At 52.5% G+C, this 20592-nt stretch carries 16 protein-coding genes; all 16 read left to right on the forward strand.

Translation table 11 applies throughout. From position 1 onward, the window contains the following. On the forward strand, window positions 1–215 hold a 215-nt coding region (locus tag HZA49_10460; GenBank protein ID MBI5779856.1), incomplete at its 5' end, for a hypothetical protein. Between the two features lie 13 nt (window positions 216–228). Further along, window positions 229–891: a transposase gene (locus HZA49_10465; protein MBI5779857.1), complete on the forward strand. Its 663-nt coding sequence runs from the start codon at window positions 229–231 to the stop codon at window positions 889–891. Window positions 892–1364: 473 nt separating this feature from the next. Beyond that, the gene (locus HZA49_10470) at window positions 1365–1748 is read left to right on the forward strand and encodes a C40 family peptidase (GenBank protein MBI5779858.1); all 384 of its coding nucleotides are present in this window, start codon (window positions 1365–1367) and stop codon (window positions 1746–1748) included. A gap of 2 nt (window positions 1749–1750) precedes the next feature. Further along, the gene (locus HZA49_10475; protein MBI5779859.1) at window positions 1751–2173 is read left to right on the forward strand and encodes a hypothetical protein; all 423 of its coding nucleotides are present in this window, start codon (window positions 1751–1753) and stop codon (window positions 2171–2173) included. A 1417-nt stretch (window positions 2174–3590) separates the two neighbouring features. Then, complete coding sequence (locus tag HZA49_10480) at window positions 3591–3950, forward strand: hypothetical protein (protein ID MBI5779860.1); 360 nt, start codon at window positions 3591–3593, stop codon at window positions 3948–3950. 224 nt (window positions 3951–4174) lie between these two features. Next, window positions 4175–4630 (forward strand): hypothetical protein, encoded by a 456-nt coding sequence (locus HZA49_10485; GenBank protein MBI5779861.1) that lies wholly within the window; start codon window positions 4175–4177, stop codon window positions 4628–4630. Further along, window positions 4618–5367 carry a trypsin-like peptidase domain-containing protein gene (locus tag HZA49_10490; GenBank protein ID MBI5779862.1) on the forward strand — a complete coding sequence of 250 codons (750 nt, stop codon included), beginning with the start codon at window positions 4618–4620 and terminating at the stop codon, window positions 5365–5367. Before HZA49_10485 ends, HZA49_10490 begins: the two co-directional genes overlap by 13 nt. 168 nt (window positions 5368–5535) lie before the next feature. Next, entirely contained in the window at window positions 5536–6330 is a 795-nt protein-coding gene (locus HZA49_10495; GenBank protein ID MBI5779863.1) for a hypothetical protein, read from the forward strand. Window positions 6331–6567: 237 nt separating this feature from the next. Continuing rightward, entirely contained in the window at window positions 6568–7572 is a 1005-nt protein-coding gene (locus HZA49_10500) for a hypothetical protein (GenBank protein ID MBI5779864.1), read from the forward strand. Between the two features lie 195 nt (window positions 7573–7767). Continuing rightward, on the forward strand, window positions 7768–9828 hold the full coding sequence (fusA, locus tag HZA49_10505; protein ID MBI5779865.1) for an elongation factor G: 2061 nt from the start codon (window positions 7768–7770) through the stop codon (window positions 9826–9828). A gap of 30 nt (window positions 9829–9858) precedes the next feature. Next, window positions 9859–10368, forward strand: coding sequence for a hypothetical protein (locus HZA49_10510; protein ID MBI5779866.1), 510 nt, complete (start codon window positions 9859–9861; stop codon window positions 10366–10368). Window positions 10369–10452: 84 nt separating this feature from the next. Continuing rightward, on the forward strand, window positions 10453–13821 hold the full coding sequence (locus HZA49_10515; protein ID MBI5779867.1) for a tetratricopeptide repeat protein: 3369 nt from the start codon (window positions 10453–10455) through the stop codon (window positions 13819–13821). Window positions 13822–13860: 39 nt separating this feature from the next. After that, window positions 13861–14688, forward strand: a complete 828-nt coding sequence (gene mutM / locus HZA49_10520) for a DNA-formamidopyrimidine glycosylase (GenBank protein ID MBI5779868.1) — start codon at window positions 13861–13863, stop codon at window positions 14686–14688. Window positions 14689–14897: 209 nt separating this feature from the next. After that, on the forward strand, window positions 14898–17171 hold the full coding sequence (locus tag HZA49_10525) for a HEAT repeat domain-containing protein (protein MBI5779869.1): 2274 nt from the start codon (window positions 14898–14900) through the stop codon (window positions 17169–17171). Window positions 17172–17224: 53 nt separating this feature from the next. Then, window positions 17225–18793 (forward strand): FHA domain-containing protein, encoded by a 1569-nt coding sequence (locus tag HZA49_10530; protein ID MBI5779870.1) that lies wholly within the window; start codon window positions 17225–17227, stop codon window positions 18791–18793. Window positions 18794–18888: 95 nt separating this feature from the next. Further along, window positions 18889–20442: a terpene cyclase/mutase family protein gene (locus HZA49_10535; protein ID MBI5779871.1), complete on the forward strand. Its 1554-nt coding sequence runs from the start codon at window positions 18889–18891 to the stop codon at window positions 20440–20442. The last annotated feature ends 150 nt before the right edge of the window (window positions 20443–20592 follow it).

The following is a 20592-nucleotide window of genomic DNA, read 5'->3' on the forward strand; positions in this document are numbered from 1 at the left end:
CCGGAATGGTCAAGGCGCCGGAGGAATATCCGTATTCCAGCGCCCGGGCGCATATCACCGGCGTGCCGGACGAGGTGCTGAGCGATGAATTAATTACTGAAGACGGCAGGTCGAGTTATATAGAGTTCGTCAAGGCGCCGAGCCCGTGGGGTGGACGGGGACAGACCACATATTTTATAATGCTTGTTTTTCTTGACATTCAAGGCGCTCTTTGACAAAATTGAGGTTATGCCAAGGATTGCCAGAGTCGTCGCAGTTCATTTTCCTCATCATATCATTCAACGAGGCAATAATCGGGAAAAAATATTCTTTGCCGAAGTTACCAGAAGAAAATATCTGGACTGGCTCAAGGAATATGCCCAAGCCCAAGGCGTCAAAATACTGGCCTATTGCCTGATGACCAACCATATTCACCTCCTTGTCAAACCGGACAAACGGGAGTCGCTGGCCAAGATGATGCAGGGGTTGAATGTCTCTTATACGAGATACATCAATAAGAGATATGGGCGCACCGGACGATTACTTGAAGGCCGGTATCATTCGTGTATAATAGACGAGGAGCCGTATTTATGGGCCGTGGCACGGTACATAGAACAAAATCCCTTAAGGGCCGGAATGGTCAAGGCGGTGGAGGATTATCCGTATTCCAGCGCCCGGGCTCATATAACCGGCGGGTCGGACGAGGTGCTGAGCGATGAATTAATTACTGAAGACGGCAGGCCGAGTTATATAGAGTTCGTCAAGGCGCCAAGCCCGAAAAGGGAGATAGAACGGATAAGAATTACGACCAAGCGGGGGATGCCATTAGGTGGCGATATCTTTGTAGAGCGCCTGGAGCGCCGGCTAAAACGGCGTTTTACGAAGAAGAAGTCCGGTAGGCCGCGGAAATAAAGGGAAAGAAAATATGTGGTCTGTCCCCGTGGAACATAACTGGCGAGCCAAACGAGGCGCTGAGCGATGAATTAATCACTGAAGATGGCAGGCCGAGTTATATAGAGTTCGTCAAGGCGCCGATTCCGAAAAGGGAGATAGAACGGATAAGGATTACAACCAAGCGGGGGATGCCATTAGGCGGCGATATCTTTGTAGAGCGCCTGGAGCGCCGGCTAAAACGGCGTTTTGGGAAGAAGAAGTCAGGTAGGCCGCATAAATAAAGGGAAAGAAAATATGTGGTCTGTCCCCGTGGAATATAGAGTTCGTCAAGGCGCCGAGCCCGAAAAGGGAGATAGAACGGATAAGAATTACGACCAAGCGGGGGATGCCATTAGGTGGCGATATCTTTGTAGAGCGCCTGGAGCGCCGGCTAAAACGGCGTTTTAGAAAGAAAAAGTCCGGTAGGCCGCATAAATAAAGGGAAAGAAAATATGTGGTCTGTCCCACGAGACTGTGTACGAGATGCGTATACAAAAGGTGCTGGAGTTAATTATCCGCGCCGCCCCGCAAGTTTTTGGGGTATAACTATACCTTTTATAGATAGTTGGTCACCTCCACAAGCTAATGAGCTTGCCGATCCAAATAACAAAATAGATAATCTAAAAGTTATTCCGGAAAATGAAGCTAAGCCCGGTGATATAGTTGCTTTCCCAGCGGTAGATGGTTCAGGACATTCAGGGATTTATATAGGAAATGGGTTAATGGTATCTGCCAGCTCTCGTCTTAATCGGGTGGCAGTTACATCAGTAGCAGCTTCGAAGAGTGGACCACAGCACAACCGGGTAACTTATAGAAGATATACAGGAGGAAAGTAAAAATGAAAGTAAGGAAGAAAATGAAAATAATTATAATTGTTGCAATAGTTTTTGTATTATTGTTATTGGTAATGTTTTTTCAATACTTACGAATTAATCGGCCATATCGTATTGCTAACGCATTCCTGAACCTGGTTAAAAGGGGAGAATATGAAGATGCGTTAAAAATGTGTGATAAGACCATTGTTTCTTCGCTACTAGATAAAAATGGCAAGATAATTGGCATGCATTCTGTCTGGGATGAGGGTTATTCATATGATTGTTACTTTAATGATTTGAAAGATAAGGAAACACCTCGTCTTGGAGAATTAAAGTGGTATATATATATAAAAGAAATTTCCCCAAGAAGATTAATGCCTCTCGATGGTGGATACTATTTTGTAATAGAAGGAAGTACAATAAAATTTATTGATAGGAAGTTCTAATCCGAACAGCATAAGGGCTCGCATCGCAAGTGGCCTAAGCGGGACAGGCCACATATTTTGTAATGCTTGATTTGCTTGACTTAGAAACTAATGTTTTCTAAAATTGAACATGGTAATAAGGGTGTTAAAGAAGATGCTATTTTTATACCACAACGTCATCAACCCCAACAAAATAGCGGATGTAATCCGGGATAATCCGGGGACACAATACTAGTTAATTTCTTGCAGGCATTCTGATGATAATGTTCTGGTTCTGCGGGACAGACCACAGATTTTGTAATGGGCTATTTTGCTGCGATACAAGGCGGCGTTTGTAAAAAGTAGAGTTCGGAGGACACCATACTGAATTATTGAATTGAGTATGGTGTCCCCCGAATTTGCGTGGTGTCCCCCGAATTTGCGTCCCCCGAATTCCCCGAATTAATTCAACTAACCAAATTCTCAGCAATTTTTATTAAAAACATAGTCCATTCTTTCTCTAGGCCGGGCGTGTTACACCTGCCAGGAGAGCGTATATCATCTGCCCGGAGAGCATATACCACCTGAATGGGGAGCATATAACAACCACCAGTGGAGCGTGTATCACCTGCCAAGGGAGCGTGTATCACCTCCCAAGGGCGCGTATTCAACCTGCCAGGGGTGCGTGTATTACCTACCGGAGGCGCGCGTATCACCTGCCAGGGGCGCGCATATCATCTATCAGGGGTGCGTCTACCACCTGCCAGGGGCGCGTATGTCATCTGCCAGGGGTGCGTGTATCACCTGCCAGGGGAGCGAATTACACCTGTTAGGGGCGCGGATGACACCTGTCCGGGGCGCGTTTGTCACACGCCGGGTGAATTCATACCACAGTTCCAAGGGGCGCATACCACCCGGCAGCCGGGCGTAACATACCCCCCGGGGGGGCGGTATGGTATCCCCCCTGGGGGATAATGCGGCCCATACCCCCACCTTTTTTTAGGCACAAAATAATCAAAATTATCATTTTCTTAGAACCTTTTGCCTTATTTAGGCGTTTATATATATGGCTGAAAACCCTTGATTTTAGCGGGAAAAATTGGATTTGATGCAGTTTTTTGGGGGTCTGGAACATTCTATATTATAGAGAGGAAGACCCCTTTGTCCCTATGGGACAAGGGATAACTCGCTGTAACGAGCAAGCTCTAACAGCGAGTAAACATTCTATATTATGCCCCGACGAGTAATCGGGATAAGAGGCTGTAACATTCCGCCCTTAAGGCGGTATTAACAGCCTCTAAGAGGAAACCCCATACCTGCCCTATGGGGTTTTGGTCCTCGGCGCAGGGGTGGTTTTGCTGTGCTCATAAACTCGGCATTACCGCCCCTGGCCTTATAACAGGTAGGAGTATGCCTGCAGAGCATAACGACATACCCCCATCCGGGAAGGAAGGATGTTATGAAAGGCGATAAGTTTGACGATGAAGATGCGTCCTATACCGAGAAATTCGATAACCTGTGCTTTGACAAGGGCGGGCAAAAGCCCGCTGATATTAACGGCAAATCCTCACCTAAGGACCGGTTCCTGCTCCTGATTGACTGCCTGTTGCCAATCCTGCGCCGGAAATTCACCCAGGACGAGATTGACTTTATGCTGGCTTACCGGGCCAACCGGGGCGACCGGTATCTTACCGCCAATGCCATGGATATCGCGCCCAAGACCGTGGATGGCCACCGCACCTGCATAATGAAAAAGATACACAAGCTCTCCCGGGTGCTTATCAGGTTCCTCGGCCTGGGCAACGATTCAAATACCTAATCCCTCCGGGCTAAAATGCTTAAACCATAAGCACTTCAAAATATTCCTAATATTTTAACCCCTTATCAATCAATCCGTTACAGAATCGTCATTTCCCGGAAATGCTTAAACCATAGGAAAACCTACACTATCCCTATAGAGGGCAAAGATGGCTCTCGATTGACCCCGCAATGCTGCGGGGCCTAACTCGCCCGTACGGGCGTCTAAGAAAAGGATGGTGCGATATGAACACTACTGTGACCGCGACAGCGAAAACAAGAAAACATGCGGATGGGATGACGAAAGCGCTCCCCGACAAAAACTGTCGGGATAAGAGCCAGTATGTCGCTGGCGCTTCGACTGGCTCTAAAGAGTTCATTGAGGAGCAGCTCTACCAGCCGGCCCTAGCCGGGGCGTTTCAGCAGGAATTCAACTTCGTCAAGGCCTGCATCCCGGAACTGAAGCCATACCAAACACCGGCCGACTTTATGCGGGCCATGTGGCGGGACAAATCCCTGTGCGAGAAACTGGTTCGGCTGTTGGAGGCGTTGTGGAAGTCGGACTTTGCCCGGCGTCCGGCCTTGGGCCTGGTCCTGATGCTGGCTCTGAGACGCAAGAACGTCATGGCCGGAGATGATTACTGGGGCGATTACTTCATCGGCCTAGCAGAGGGCAAGGACGGTGTGCCATGCGAAGAATAATATTATTGGTTTTGGGGTGCGCGCTGTGCGTCGTGGGTCTTGCGTCTTGGGTCTTAACTCAGGACGCCCAACGCATAACGCAGGACGTGGTTATCGTCAAGGCGGGCCAGCCCAGACATCCGTATCAAGATGAATACGAGCGGATGCTATATCCAACGGTGAGGATAAGTTCACCGGCCGGGACCGGGAGCGGGGTGATATTCACCACAAAGCACACAAAGGACACAAAGGAAGAAATATATATTTTAACGGCTTGTCATGTTGTAGAGAACGAAACGACCGTTAGTATAGAATTATATAACGCAACAGTCATCACCGGAATGGTAGTAGTTACGGATACGGTCAAAGACTTGGCGTTAATACGAATTAATAGAGATTGCTTCGCTGACGCTCGCAATGACATTGTTGTATATTCCGCACAATTAGCACCCACGAACTACAAGCCGTATTTGTTTACGCCCGTCTGGACCGTAGGTTGTTCGCTCGGTTTAAAACCCCGCCCTTCTTTTGGCCACCTTAGTGCTCTTTGTGACCTTTGTGGTGAGAACTGGGAAATATCTGCCCCGGTTCTGCCAGGGAATTCGGGAGGACCTGTTTACGACGCACGCACATTTGAAGTAATTGGCATTGCGGTCTGGGTCAAGACCTGCCAAGGGCAACTCGTTACCACTATGGCTGGGATAGTGCCAATCAATCAAATCTATGAGTTTTTGGAAGGTTACAAGAGGTTACAATAGGTTACAAATAGTTACATGAGGTTACCGTAACATTCTGTAACATCCTGTAACTTCTCGTAACTTTCTATCAACTGTTTATGCAATACGAGATGCCTGATACATTTGCGCAGTGTATCGGAAGTATTGCCAGATGATAGATGTAACTTGCCTTGCGAGGGGGTGATTAAGATGGCAGACCAAATAGTTCTAGACCTCAAGATAACCGTTCCGACGATTCTTGGGCCGGCCGGGGATATGCCCGACAGGTGGGTTGAGGGAATGCTAAACAACGCCGAACGGCTGTATGACCGGTGGCAAGAGGTGATTTCCGATGAAGGCAAATTCCAGTCCATACTGGCGGAAATCTCCAGCCAGAAATGGCGCAAGATGGTCGACCCGGCATTCGTGTCCGAGGCGGGCAAGAGCCGGGACAATATCGTCCGGTTCCAGTACAAGAAACTGACCGAGGCCTTCGATAAGCTGATGGAAAAATACCAAAAGGCATTTGCCACAGTGGACGGGGTGTTCGGCAAAAACTTCAAGGACAACGTTACCAGCGCCAAAGACCGATGGGCCAATGCGATGGCTAACGGCACGCTCCGGCTGACCGGCGATAAGGTGCGCGGACGGGTGGTGACCCAGATGGGTTACTGGCTGACCGGCGACCCCAAGGCCAACCGGTTCTCAGACCACGTCGAGGTTATCTCAGGCGGACCGTATGATTTCACCAAGTCCGGACTGCGCAAGCAGTTCCGCTCGGCGATTACTAACCTGCTGATTTCAGCCGGTATGTATATCCTCAAAGCGGATATGGAGGCAGGCGAGATGACGGCCCAAAACGCCCGATTGGTGGATACGGCGAATTCTTTTAGGATTCCGGCCGTGAAACCTTTCGTGGCAGGCGGCGGGGCGACCGATTCGCTGCTCGAATACGAGTATGCGGATCCTGAGCTTAAGTTACATGCGAGAATCGTGTTAGTCTAAGTTTTAGATTACGCGGTCTCTGCGCAGTAGCTGGAGTTCGCTCCTGGAGTATGAGTATTCCGACCCGGAACTCAAGCTTCATGCACGGATAGTGCTGGTGTAGTGTGTGGGTAGCGTGAGTGGGGATGAGTGCACCATCCCCCGACCGCGCGTTAGGATAATGAATACCCCGCAATTCTGCGGGGTCTAAGAGCCAGTAAGTCGCTTTGCTTCAACTGGCTCTAAGAGGATAAATTTATGGCATACAGAAGAAATTATTTTGCGGACGGACAAGTTACGACACCCCAGATTACGCCTGAGGCGGTGACCGAGGATAAGATTGCGGATAACGCCGTTACATCCGCCAAGATTAAGGATGAGACCATTACCGGGGCCGATATCGGTGCCGGTCAGGTCCAGACCCAGGATATTGCCGATAAGGCAATTACCGCGGCTAAATTGGGCGATGATGTTACACTAACACCGTTGCCGGATAATGCGGTTTCAACCGCCAAGATACAGGATGGCGCAGTAGTCAGTAGTAAGTTGCCAGTAGGCAGTGTAATTGCTGATAAGATTGCCTCCGGCGCGGTGACTTCCATTAAGATTGTCAACGGGGCTGTGACGGCTGAGAAACTCGGGCCTGATGTGGTTATCGGCGCCCTGGGCAACGGGGCGGTTACTGCCGATAAGATAGCGGACGGCGCTGTTACAGAACTTAAGCTGGCTATAAATTCGGTGACCGCGGCCAAGATAAAAACCGGCGCAGTCGGCTCATCTGAATTGGCTACAAATTCTGTCATTACCACCAAGATAGCGGCTGGCGCAGTGACTACTGATAAGATACTTGATGCGAGTGTCACCCAGGCCAAACTGGCTCCGGGCGTGGGCGGCGGAGATACGTTGACGATGCTTCCCGCGCCGGTAACGGCCCTGGACCTGGCCGGGATTACCGGGACAACTCAACCGGCGACTGTGGACCTGTCCGCGATTATTCCGCTCAATACCAAAGGCGTTATCGTGTCAATCGCCTGTATCAACCAGAGTTATACGGACGGCGGGATGATGGCCTACATCTACCAACAGGTCGGCGCGGAATATGCCTTGCAAGTGATGGCACCCGCGGTTAATGCGCCGGGGATTAGTAACGGAGGCGCTGTCCTGATGCCGGTGGCATCGGATAGGACCCTGACCTGGATTGCTTATGTGGCTGGAAATAATTCAACCGAGTTGGTGATTTACATTTTGGGCTACGTTGTGTAACCACAGATGCAGGATGCAGGATACCGGATAATCAAACACGAATGGGACGCAGATAAACGCAGAGGCACGCAGATAATCCGGTAAATCTGTCAAATCCGCGTAATCTGCGTTCTATTCGTTTAGATTTCTTCGCGGTCAATTCGTGTTATCTCTTTTTCCTTGATAAGTATTTTCTTTGGGTTATAATAACCCTCAATGAAGAATTTCCGGAATATCGGTATTATCGCCCATATTGACGCGGGTAAGACCACACTGACCGAGCGCATCCTGTTCTACACCGGCAAGGAGCATACCATCGGACAGGTGGATGACGGCACCGCCACGATGGACTGGATGGAGGAGGAGCAGAAACGGGGCATTACCATCACCAGCGCGGCCACCACCACCTACTGGACGCCCAAGATTACCCGCATACCGAATTCTGAACCCAAGTACCGCTTTAATATTATCGATACGCCGGGACACGTGGATTTCACGGCCGAGGTGGAGCGCTCGCTGCGCGTCCTGGACGGCGCTATCGGCGTGTTCTGCGGCGTGGGCGGCGTCGAGGCCCAGTCCGAGACCGTCTGGCATCAGGCCAACCGTTACCATATTCCCCGCCTGGCCTTTGTCAATAAATTAGACCGGGTCGGTTCGGATTTCTTTATGGTCATTGACCAGATGTCCAAAAAGCTCCATACCATTCCGATGCCGATTCAGATTCCGCTGGGCAGGGAAAAGGATTTTACCGGCGTGATTGATTTGGTCCAGATGAAGGCGATTATCTTCGAGGAAATCCCGGACGAGGAGGCCAAGAGTTTCCGGATAGCCGATATCCCGGCCGAGTATTCCGAGCAGGCCAAGGAATACCGGCATAAACTAATCGAGGCGCTGGCAGACAAGGACGAGTCGCTGGTCGAGTCGTATTTGAGCGGCGCTGAGATAAATATTAATACCCTGATTACCGCCATCCGCAAGGTGACTCTGTCCGGCAAGGTCACGCCGGTCTTATGCGGCACGGCGCTGCAGAATATCGGGGTCCAGCCGGTCTTGGACGCCATCTGCGCCTATCTGCCCAGCCCGCTCGACCTGTTGCCCGAGGAAGGCATTAATCCGGACGTAAACAAACCGGCCCAGCGCAGGCATTCGGCGGACGAGTATTTTTCCGGCCTGGTATTCAAGTCAGCCACGGACCGGCACGGCGAGCTGTCATACCTGCGGATTTATTCCGGCAAGCTGGACGAGGGCGCGACTATTTATAATCCCCGGATAGACAAGCGCGAGCGCATCAATAAGATTTTCCTGATGCACGCCAACCAGCGCGACCAGCTCAAGACCGCGTCGGCCGGCGAGATTATCGCGGTTATCGGCCTGAGAAACACGGCCACCGGAGACACCATCTGCGACCCGAAGCATCCGATTGTCTATGAGCGGATGACATTCCCTGAACCGGTGGTGGCTATGGCCATCGAGCCGAAATCATCGGCCGACCGGGAAAAGCTGTCCGACGCGCTGGGCAAGCTGGCGCACGACGACCCGACCTTCCAGGTCAAGACCGACGAGGAGACGGCCCAGACCATTATTTCCGGGATGGGCGAACTTCATCTGGAAATCATCAAGAACCGGATACTCAAGGAATATAATGTGGCGGCCAATGTCGGCGCGCCCCAGGTGGCTTATAAGGAGACCATCACCGGCGCTATCCAGGGCGAGGGCACCTTCAACCGCAAGATCGGCGAGAAGGAACACTACGCCCATATCAGCGTGTCACTGGAGCCGGACCGGGCGCATCTGCAACCCTCTATTCAGAACCTGATTCTGGAAAAGATACCCAAACAGTTCCTGCCTTTTATCACTGAGAGCATCAAGAGCAGTTTATTATCCGGGCCGATTGCCGGATATCCGCTGATATACCTCAAGGCGACGATTACCGGCGGTTCGTTCGACTCGGCCAAATCCACGGACGTGGCATTCAGCGCGGCGGCGTCGCTGGCGGTCTGCGACGCGCTCAACAAGGCCAAGAGCATTACTTTGGAGCCGATTATGAAGTTCGAGATAATCATACCGGAGAAGAATATGGGCGACGTGATTAATGACCTGAACATGCGCCGGGGCGTGATTGAATCGATTGACGACTCGGGCGCGATGAAGCGGATTCACGGCAAGATACCGATTGCCGAGACCTTCGGATACGCCACGGTGATACGGTCCATTACCAGCGGCCTGGGTTCGTATAATCTGGAGCCGGCTGATTACCGCGAAGCGCCGAAGAAATAGAAACCACAGATTGCACAGATTTCGCAGATTATGAAGGAATTGAAAGATTGTTCCAGAGAAGAGTTGATTGGCCTGTTGGAAGACGCGGCCAAAAACTGGCTGGCCCACGACGGCCTGTGGTTCCAGCAGGTGGAGCAGGCGCTCGGGCTGGACAAGGCCATTGAAATGGATACGGCTTGCTGGTCTAAATTCAGCGTCATCGAGGCCGAACGGATAATGAAGCGCCATAATATCAAACCGGGCGGCGGGATTCCATCGTTGGTTCAGGCGCTCCAGTTCCGGCTCTACGCCTACATTAATAAGCAGGAGGTTGTAGAGGTCACGGACCAGCGCTGTGTATTCCGGATGAACACCTGCCGGGTGCAGGAGACACGGGAGCGTAAGAAGATGCCGGCATTCCCGTGCAAGCCGGTCGGAATAGTGGAATACACCAACTTTGCCAAGGCCATAGACCCGCGGATAAAAACCCGATGCATCACCTGCCCGCCCGACCAGCATTCACCGGAATGCTGGTGTTCATGGGAATTCAGTATTGATTGATATTTTATGCCGGAACCGCCGGGATTCCATACCTGTAAAAATCACTTGACAGAATAATGTTATTTTCCTAATATCCACTGCAGTATGAGCGGCGAGACATTAAGAATCAGGCAGTTCCATACCGAGGATGAGTTTCGGGCCTGGTGGGAAAGCACGGAGATTATCCAGCTGCGCCAGGGTTCTTCAGGCGAACTGGAATCGCTCAAATCGCATCCCTGGATAAAGCCCTGGCTGGACAAGATGCCCGGTCAAGGGCCGGCAACCGCCGCGCCGACGGTCCAGGCGCCGGCCCTGTCCGGCGAGCAATTCGGCAAGTATACGGTGGAGCGGAAACTGGGCCAGGGCGGGATGGGCGCGGTCTACCTGGCGTTTGACACGGTCTTGAAGCGCCGGGTGGCGCTGAAAGTCATGTCCGGCGAGGATGCCGATTCGCGGGAGCGGTTCCTGCGCGAGGCCCAGGCCTCGGCCAAGCTGCGCCATCCGCACATCATCCAGGTCTTTGAAATCGGCACCGAGGGCCGGTATCATTATTTCACCATGGAATATATCGAGGGCGGCTCGCTCCATGATTTAATCGGCAGCGGCGCCAGCCCGCGCCAGATTGCCGAGATTGTCGCCAAGATTGCCTCGGCCCTGCATTACGCCCACAGCCAGCAGCTGGTGCACCGCGACATCAAGCCGGCCAATATCCTGATAGACCAGAAAGGCGAGCCGTACCTGACCGATTTCGGGCTGGCCAAGGAGCTGACCGGCCTGGACCGGGCGCTGACCATGAGCGGGATGGTGGTGGGCACGCCCGATTATATGTCACCGGAACAGGCCAAGGGCGACAAGGATAAGATGGACAGCCGGAGCGACATATTTTCTCTGGGCGCCACGCTCTACCATTCCCTGACCGGGAGACTGCCGTTCCAGGGCAAGGAACTTTACGAGGTGATGGAGAAGGTGGTGCATTACGACCCGGCGCCGCCCACCCGGCTGGTCCGCAACCTGGCCCGCGACATCGAGACCATCTGCCTGAAGTGCCTGGAGAAGGAGCCGACCAGCCGCTACCAGACCGGACAGGAACTGTCCGACGATTTACTCAGGTTCGTCCGGGGCGAGCTGATTATGGCCCGGCCCAGCGGGCTGGTTACGATGGTATACAAGAAAGCGGCCAAGAACAAGATAGCCAGTTTGGCCATTGCCGGGGCTTTGGCGGTACTGATAGCGGTCGGCGCCTGGCTGATGATTTCGTCCGCCCGTAATAAGGAACTGGTGGTGAAATACCGGCTGGAGGCCGAGGAATTATACCGCCGGAACGATTATAACGAGGCGAAGGTCCGGGCCAGCAAAGCGCTGGCGCTTTTGCCCGATGACCGGGCGATGCAGGATTTAATCATTAAATGCGACGAAGTCCTGAATGAAAACGAGGCGCAGGCCAAGAAGGCCAGGGATGCCCGGGACCGGGCCCGGGGCGTTTTAGGACGGATGAAAAGCATGGACAAGCCCATAGCCGACGACCGGATAAAGGTGGCCGAGGATGCCCTGAAGATAGACCCGGGATTTGACGAGGCCTGGATGACGCTGGGCTACGCCTACATGGATAAGGTGGATTTTTACAAGGCCGAGCAGGCGTTTGGCAAGGCAATCGAGTCCAACCCCCAACTGGCTTACGCCTATTACGAGCTGGCGCTAATTTCGCGCGACATACGCAAGAACAACAAAAAAGCATTGGCTGATTTCGGCAAGGTGATTGAATTCGACCCGGGCAGCCATATCGGATATTTTGCCAAGGGCATCATAGAATACCAGCAGGGCCATATCGACGAGGCCATAAAATGTTTTGGCGAGGCCGTCCGGCAGAAGCGGGATTATGCCGAGGCGTATGAGAACCTGGCCGTGGCGAAGAGCGATAAGGGCGATACCGAAGGCGCGCTAAAGGATTATGAAAAGGCGATACAATTGAAGCCGGGCTATGCGGACGCCTATTACAACCGCGGGACGACGGAGTATAATAAAGGCGACCTGGCCGGCGCGCTCAAGGATTTTGACAAGGCCATAGAATTGGGGCGAGACGATAAAAATATTGACGCCTATTACAGCCGCGGGCTGACAAAATACAAACAGGGCGACAGCGAAGGCGCGCTCAGGGATTTTGATAAGGTGATAGAACTCGACCCGGAGCATTCCAACGCCTATATCTGGCGCGGGTTTTCCCGGGAGAAAAAGGGGGACGCCGGCGGGGCCATGGACGATTATAACCGGGCGGTTGAGCTTAACGCCGGCGATAATATCGTGTATTATAACCGGGGGGCGCTTAAATACAACCGGGACGATATCGAAGGCGCGATGGAGGACTTTGAGGTCTCCATCCGGATTAACCCGAATTATGCCCAGGCATATTGCAAGCGCGGAATTATCAAAAAAGACCGGGGCGATATCGAAGGCGCCATTGCGGATTATGACCGGGCCATCCGGCTCAATCCCGACCTGGCGGTGGCATATAACAGCCGGGGCCTGGCCAGGCTGGTCCGGAGGGATATTGAGGATGCGCTTAAGGATTTTAATATGGCCATTCAGCTCAATCCGGAAGACGCGGTTGCCTATACCAGCCGCGGCAATATCAGGGATATGAAAAATGATTCAGCCGGCGCGCTTGAGGATTATAACAAATCCATCGAGATTAATCCGAATTACGCCAATGCTTATTTCAACCGCGGGGTGACCAGGGCCGACAGAGGCGATATCGAGGGGGCAATGAAGGATTATGACCGGGCCATCGAACTCGACCCGAAGGACGCCCGGGCGTATTACAGCCGGGGAATCAGCAAATACGACCTGAAGGACGCCAAGGGCGCGCTTAAGGATTACGACAAGGCTATCGAGTTCAATCCTGAGTATGGCGAGGCGTATTATAACCGGGGGGTGGTCAGGAGTCGTAAGGGTGACGCGGACGGCGCCATAAAGGACTTCACCAACGCCATCCGGATTAACCCGAATCGGGCCGACGCCTATATGAGCCGGGGCATAGCCCGGGAAAAGAAGCTGGATATAAACGGCGCCATAGACGACTACGGCAAGGCCATCCAGCTTGAGCCGGGCAATGCCGGGGCGTATAACAATCGGGGAATGGCCAAAGCCAACAAGGGAGACGCCAAAGGCGCCATAAATGATTTTGACAAGGCCGTGGAACTCAAACCAGATTATGCCGAGGCGTATCACAGCCGCGGGGTGGTAAAGTATAACAGCGGAGATGTCGCAGGCGCCGTAAAGGATTTTACCAGGGCCGTAGAAATCAGGCCTGATTATGCACGGGCATATTATTACCGCGGAGTGGCATTGAACGCCCAACAGAAATACGACCCGGCGCTGGCGGACTTCGAAAAGGTATTGGAATTGGATTCAGGCTCGGAACTCAAGGTAAAGGCCAGAGAGATGATAGAGAGGATAAAAGGAAAACAGGGTAAATAGCGGCAGGAGTCTGCCCGTTGCCTGAACCTTAGATATTTTATGCCAGAACTGCCGGAAGTAGAAACGGTTTGCCGGGGGTTGCGCAAGTATGCGCTGGGTCTGAGGATTAAGGATGTCCGGGTCAGCCTGCCCAAGATTATCAATGTTCCGGTAGGACAATTCCGCAGACATCTTATCGGCGCCACGATTAAGGACGTGCAACGCCGGGCCAAGACCATTAATATCAGGTTTTCCAATGGCTACTGGCTGGTGGTTCATCTTAAGATGTCCGGCCAGCTGCTCTATCTGTCCAAGGCCGAACCTATTAGGAAACATACCCATGTCATCTTTGGCTTGAGCAATGGTGATACTTTGCGGTTTTGGGACCAGCGCCAGTTCGGGTATGTGCGCCTGTTTGACGGCCCGGGCCGGGACCGGTTTATGGCCGAGCTGGATTTCGGGCCTGAGCCACTGGAAAAGGGTTTTACCCTGGAGCGTTTCAGGAGGATGCTGGCAACCAAGCCCAGAGCGCGTATTAAGCCGCTCCTGATGGACCAGACCTTTATCAGCGGCATCGGCAATCTCTATGCGGACGAGATTCTGTTTTACGCGAGGATTCATCCGCTCACCCGGGTCAAGGCAGTAAGAGACCTGCAAATTAAGAAGATTTTCCAGGGCATCAAGCAGATACTGGCCTTAGGCGTCAAGAAGCGGGGCAGTTCCATCGAGTTATATGTGGATGTGGAGGGCAAGCCGGGCGGGTTTGTGCCGTATATCAAGGCCTACGGCCGGGACGGTCAGGCCTGTGTCCGTTGTAAAACACCGATTCAGCGGATAAAGATCGGCGCGCGCAGCGCCTCGTTCTGCCCTAAATGCCAGAAGATATAGTTTTACCACAAAGACACCAAGGCGCGAAGAATACGAAGAGAACACGAATTTTACGAATAATACCGAATCAAACGAATAGGAATTACAGATTTATATTTTAGTATAATTTTATTGACTAATCTTTGAGTGAAGAGTAGAAATACCAGTAATTATTAACGCCCGAAATATATCCGTATCAGGGTATTAACACAACAGAAACGGAGTTGCAAATGAGACGATTAATAGTATTTTTAGCGTTGTTTTTATTCATCAGCGCGCCGGTGGCGCAGGTTTTAATGGCCCAGGATGCGGAAGGCGACGTGCAATTCAAAACGCTCTACCGGCAGGGGATTGATTTGGTCAAGCGGGGCAAATACCAGGACGCCTACGTGTCTTTTGAGAAGGCGCTGCAATTAAGCCCGTCATCGGACCTGGTGCGTTTTATGATTCAGGAGACCGGCGACCTGATAATCAAGGAGATGATGAGCAATCCTGATTTGAAGCAGACGGCTTTGCGGATTCTGGAACTGGGTAAAGGCGCCTTCCAGCGCTATGTCCGTTCCCCAGAACAGATTCAGGCCATTGTGGCCCAGCTGGAGGGGTCCTTTGATAAGAAGTGGGAGGCCATCAATACGCTGGCGGCCATCGGCCAGCGGGCCGCGCCGTTCCTGATTGAGCAATTGGGTGATAAGTCGGACACGAAACGCACCGCCATGATGATGGCATTGGAGAAGATTGGCAATGAAGCGGTCTTGCCGATGATAGAGGCGCTCCAGAGCAAAAATATGCTGGTCCGGCAGAACGCGGCCATTGTCCTGGGCGTTATCCGGGATGACCGGGCATTGCCGGAATTAAAACGGGTTTACGAGGACGAGAAGGAATCTCCCGAGGTCAGGCGGCTGGTAGCCGATGCCCTGAAGAAGATAGCCCGGGTCGAACCGGACAAGTTAAAACCGGCCAAGGAATGTTATTACGAGCTGGCCGAGAAATATTATTACAACCACCCGTCGGTGATGGTGAATTTCTACGGCGAATTCATCTTCTGGCGCTGGAACAAGGAAACCGACACCCTGGCGCTCAGGGAGGTGCCGGATTTCGCGCTTAATGAACTGCTGGCCGAAGAATGCTGCTACGACGGCTTGAGATTGGATGACAATTACGAGCCGACCTGGTCTTTGCTGGTCAGCGTTCTTTTATCAAAATACAATGAGGCAGACTGGGCTCTGCAGGCGGCGCTGAAGAAGAGCAAGACCGGCGAGGTGGCCGATGACCTGCTGAAGAAACTGCAGGCGGACCTGGCCAAGTTCGGGGAGAATTTCACCACCGGTTCGATTGGCGGCAAGTCGCATCTTTACAGCGCGCTCAAGCGTTCGCTGTCCGACGGCAACAACGAGGTGGCGGTTTCCTGCATCAAGGCGCTGGCGGCATCAGCCGATGCTAAGGATTTGCCGACCACAGCCCGGGCCGATGCTTCAGCGCCGGGCATGCCTTTGATAGAAGCCATAGTCCATTCCGATAAAAGGGTCAGGTATGCCGCGGCCGAGGCGCTGCTTAAGATTAATCCGCCTGAGTCGTTCCCCAATATGGAAAAAGTGATTCCGGTGATAAACGAGGCGTTGGGCGAGAGCGGAATCCGGGTGGTTCTGATGATTGAGCCGGACCCGGAGGTGCGTTCCGGACTGAAGAATGAACTGGCCAAACTGAATTGCTTTGTCACCGAGGCGCTGAGCGCCGAGGAAGGCATCAAGATGGCCAAGAGGTTCCCGACTGAAGATTTGATAATCCTGAACAACAAATTAGCCAACGAGGTGGTGTTTACGGTCAATCTTCTGGTAAAAGGGGAAAAGTATTCCGAGACCGTATTTAATTCGCTCAAGGACGATATCCGGAGCCGGGGCATACCGCTGATAATGATTGGCGGCAAGGAAGACCTGGAAAAGGCCAAGAGCATCTATCAGGAAAAGGTGGATAGCTACCTGGTGACGCCGGCTGAAGGCGCGGTCTTGGCCGAGGCGATTAATAAGGTATTCCAGAGGGAGGAGATCCAGAACGACAGCAAGTCCAAGGCATTACAGGTCTGCGCCGACGCGGCCAAAGGGCTTTCCCGGCTCGATATGCGCAACACCATCTATCCGTACCGCCAGACCATCGAGGCGTTACTGGGCGTCCTGGAAGGCCGTCCGGATAATATCCGGGAACTGGCCCTGGAGGCGCTCAGGCGTTTTGCAGACGCGGCGGCCCTGGACGGACTGCTCAAGGTATTGACCAACAAGGAAAACCCCCTGCTTATCAGGCAGAAGACCGGTGAGGTCATCGCCGCTGTTTTCCGCGGTAATCCGGACAGTATTTCGCAGGAGATTTATGATACCCTCAAAAAGAGCTTCAAAGAGGACGAGCCGGAGATAAAACTGGCCGTGGCCATGGCATTAGGCAATGCCAAGCTTACCCCGACGCAGAGAAAAGAACTATTTGAATTAAACCGTCCGGTTCTTCCGGGCGAATAACACCTTAGTTTAATCCCGCAGTGGTTCAGGCGCGTGATGTTGCAACTTTGTTTATGCCACAGTTGATTATCAAGTGGGGCAACCGGGAAACCCGGTTTGCCATGACAACTTCTAGTATCGATATCGGACGCTCTGACGATAATCTTCTCCAGATAAGGGATGTTAAGGTATCCCGTTACCAGTGCAAGATAGTCCAGACGCCGGTGGGATTTCTGCTGAGCGATTCCCAGAGCAGTAACGGCACATTCCTGAACGGGAAGCGGGTGGAGCGGAACCTGCTCCGGAATAGCGATGTGATAAAAATCGGGAATGTGGAGATAATATTTTCGGAAAACGATTCGGCTCAGGCCGAGGATAAAGGCCCGGTGATTATTTCTTCGGGCCAACCGTCTGATGACGCCTCGGTCGGAGAAGTGACCACGGTTATAAGTATTCAGGAGGAGAACGCGGCTCCGGCCAGTAACGGCGCCCGGCAGTCCAGAAACGGAACGGTTCAGGTGGCGGCAGCCGGCAAGGTTTCTAACGGGGCCGTTGCGGTAGCCCAGATAGTTAAAAGGGCAGAGCCGGCCGGAAAGCCGCAGAATGGCGGCGCCAAACCCGTAAACGTCGCCGTCGCCGTGATAGCAAAACCTGTTGTCGCGCAGAAGGTTATGAATAATCAGGTCTTACCAAACGGGTCAGGCAGACCGACCGGAACACCGCCGCCGGCCGGCAGCCAGAATAACAGGATGGCGCAGCCCGCGCGTCCGATGGCACCGAAACCGGCGCCACGAGTTCCGCCACCGGCGCCAAAGCCGCAGTCCGGACCGATTTCACGGCTGGGTCAATCTGCGCCGAAACCACCGCCGGCTCCGGCATCACGACTGCCTTTTAATAAAGGCAAGCCGGCACGAACGGCTCCGGGTGCCTCCGGTCGACTGAAACAGGAAAAGACAGATGATGGACAGCCCAAGCCCAAAAAGAAGAACATGCTTTATATCATCGGCGGGGCGGTCCTGATTCTCATCGTTATCATCGCATTTGTCGTTTCATCCGGTTCCAATAAGAAAGCCGAGACGGACAATAAGCTGGAGATTGAAGCGCTGAGCGCGGCGAATAAACTCTATGACGGAAAGGAATACGGCGTGGCGCTCAAGAAATACGAGGCATTCCTGGAGGAATACAAGGAATCTAAATATAGCGCCGATGTTAAAGAGAGAATCAAGAAGATAAAGGAGCGCGATGAAAAGGACAAGGAGTCCAAACCCAGACTGGCGGAATTAAAGAAGAAAAAGAAGGATTATCCGACCAGCAAGTATCCGGAATTATTGAAGGAGTTTGACAGTTTTATCAAGGAATACGAGGATATTTCCCCGGCCTTAATGCAGGACGCCAAAGGCGAACGGGACACGATTAAAAGGGTGGTTGGTTCATCCGGAGAGAATGAGGTCAATATTTTATTTAATAAGGCGCTGAGTGAGGCCAATAATCTGCGCGACAAAAAGGACTATGACGGAGCCCTGGCTAAATTGAAATCATTCCTCAAGGAAAATCAGTCCCTGAATAATCGTCAGGAGAATACCATCAGGAATGAGATAAAGGCGATAGAGAAAGAAAAAGAAGAAAAATCCGAGAAAAAGTGAGCCGAAAGGGTCTTTTATTCGTTTATATAAAGGAATAAACACCCCCGATGAGGGTGTTAATAACGATTTGCCACAGGTGGAGAAAGGATATTCTTATGAGTCCGAATTATGAACCGAATCAGGAAATCCAGATTCAGGAAGGGTCGCTGGCCGAAAAAGCGTTTCAGCAGAAATTTGATTTTAACCTCTGGATGCAGGAAATGATGCACAATGCCCCGTGGTGGGGAATCTCGCTGGCCGCGCACGTCCTGTTTATCCTTTTTATTGCTTCTTTACCCTCAGGAATCGGCGGAGACAAGGTCGAAGAGGTCAAGGTGATTGAGATGAAGGAGGAGAAAAAGGAAGAGGTGGAGAAGATAGAAGAAGAAATACAAAAAGAGGAATTTGAAGAGGAAGTGACCGAGACGACCGAAATAGTTGAATCGGAAGTAGTCCAGGAATCCGAGAATATTAACGAGTTCGATACTAACAGCGACCTCAAGGGCGAGGGCGTTTACGATACCATCGGTATCGGCGGCGGTTTGGGCGGCGGCAGGCGTAGAGGCCGGCGGGGCAGAAAACAGCAGAAGAGCGAAGATGCGGTTATCGCCGGGCTTATCTGGCTGGCCAAACACCAGAATCCGGACGGCTCCTGGGGCGCCAAGACATTCCAGAACCAGTGCCGGGTGACCAAATGCACCGGCCCCGGACACGATGAATTCAATGTCGGGCTGACCGGGGTGTCTATGCTGGCTTTTACCGGCGCCGGTTATACCAACAGTTCCCGCGATACCTACGAGGGTATCTGCTTCGGCGACACGGTCCGTAAAGCGGCTCTTTACCTGACCGGAATCCAGCAGTCGGACGGCACTTTCGGCGGGGTCAAGGACGGTAAATTCCTGTATAACCAGTCGATTGCCACCTATGCGCTGGCGGATTTGTACGGGTTGACAATGGAAAGCCCTTCAGGCATACTTTTCAGGGAACCGGTAGAAAGGGCGGTTAAATATATTCTGGAAGTCCAAAACCCGACCAAGGCCTGGCGCTACCAGCCCAAGGATGGGCAGAACGATACCTCGGTCAGCGGCTGGGTGGCCATGTCGCTCAAGGCCGCCGAACACGCCAATATCGCCGTGCCGCCCGAGGCATTTGCCGGCATCAAGTCATTTTATGATGATGTGACCGAGCCGAATTACGGCAAGGTTGGATATACCAGCCAGGGTAGTATCGCATTGATGGGGCACGAAGACCCCCGGAACACAGTAGTTCAGCCTTCCCTGACGGCTATCGGCATAATGGTGCGCATCTTCATAGACAAGAAAACCACTGACCCGTTGATAAAACTCGGCGTGGGCCAGATACTGACCAGCCTGCCGACCTGGGACACCTCAAAGCCGGGGATTATTGATTACTACTATTGGTTCTACGCCTCGTATTGCCTGAACCAGTATGATGGTCCGAGCGGGCCGAGTTGGAGTTCCTGGAACGAGAAGATGAAGGATGTGCTCCTGAAAAACCAGCGCAGCAAATCCGATGGTTGCGCCAACGGCAGTTGGGACCCGCTGGACCGCTGGAGCGCCGAAGGCAGCCGGATTTATTGCACGGCTATTAACGTCCTGACCTTAGAGGTCTATTATCGGCTGGGTATTGTTAAGAACACCGGGCACTAATTATTTGTCAGATGTCAACCAACGCCCCGGCTTCGGCCGGGGCGTTTTTATTTCAGTCCGGCCTATAATTCTTGACCCCGCACATAAATGGTGTTAATAATCTTGCATAGGAGCTGGTCAACCCGACGTTTGGATGTAGCGTTGGCTTTC

The organism is Planctomycetota bacterium, from assembly GCA_016235865.1.
Taxonomy (GTDB): Bacteria; Planctomycetota; MHYJ01; order JACQXL01; family JACQXL01; genus JACRIK01.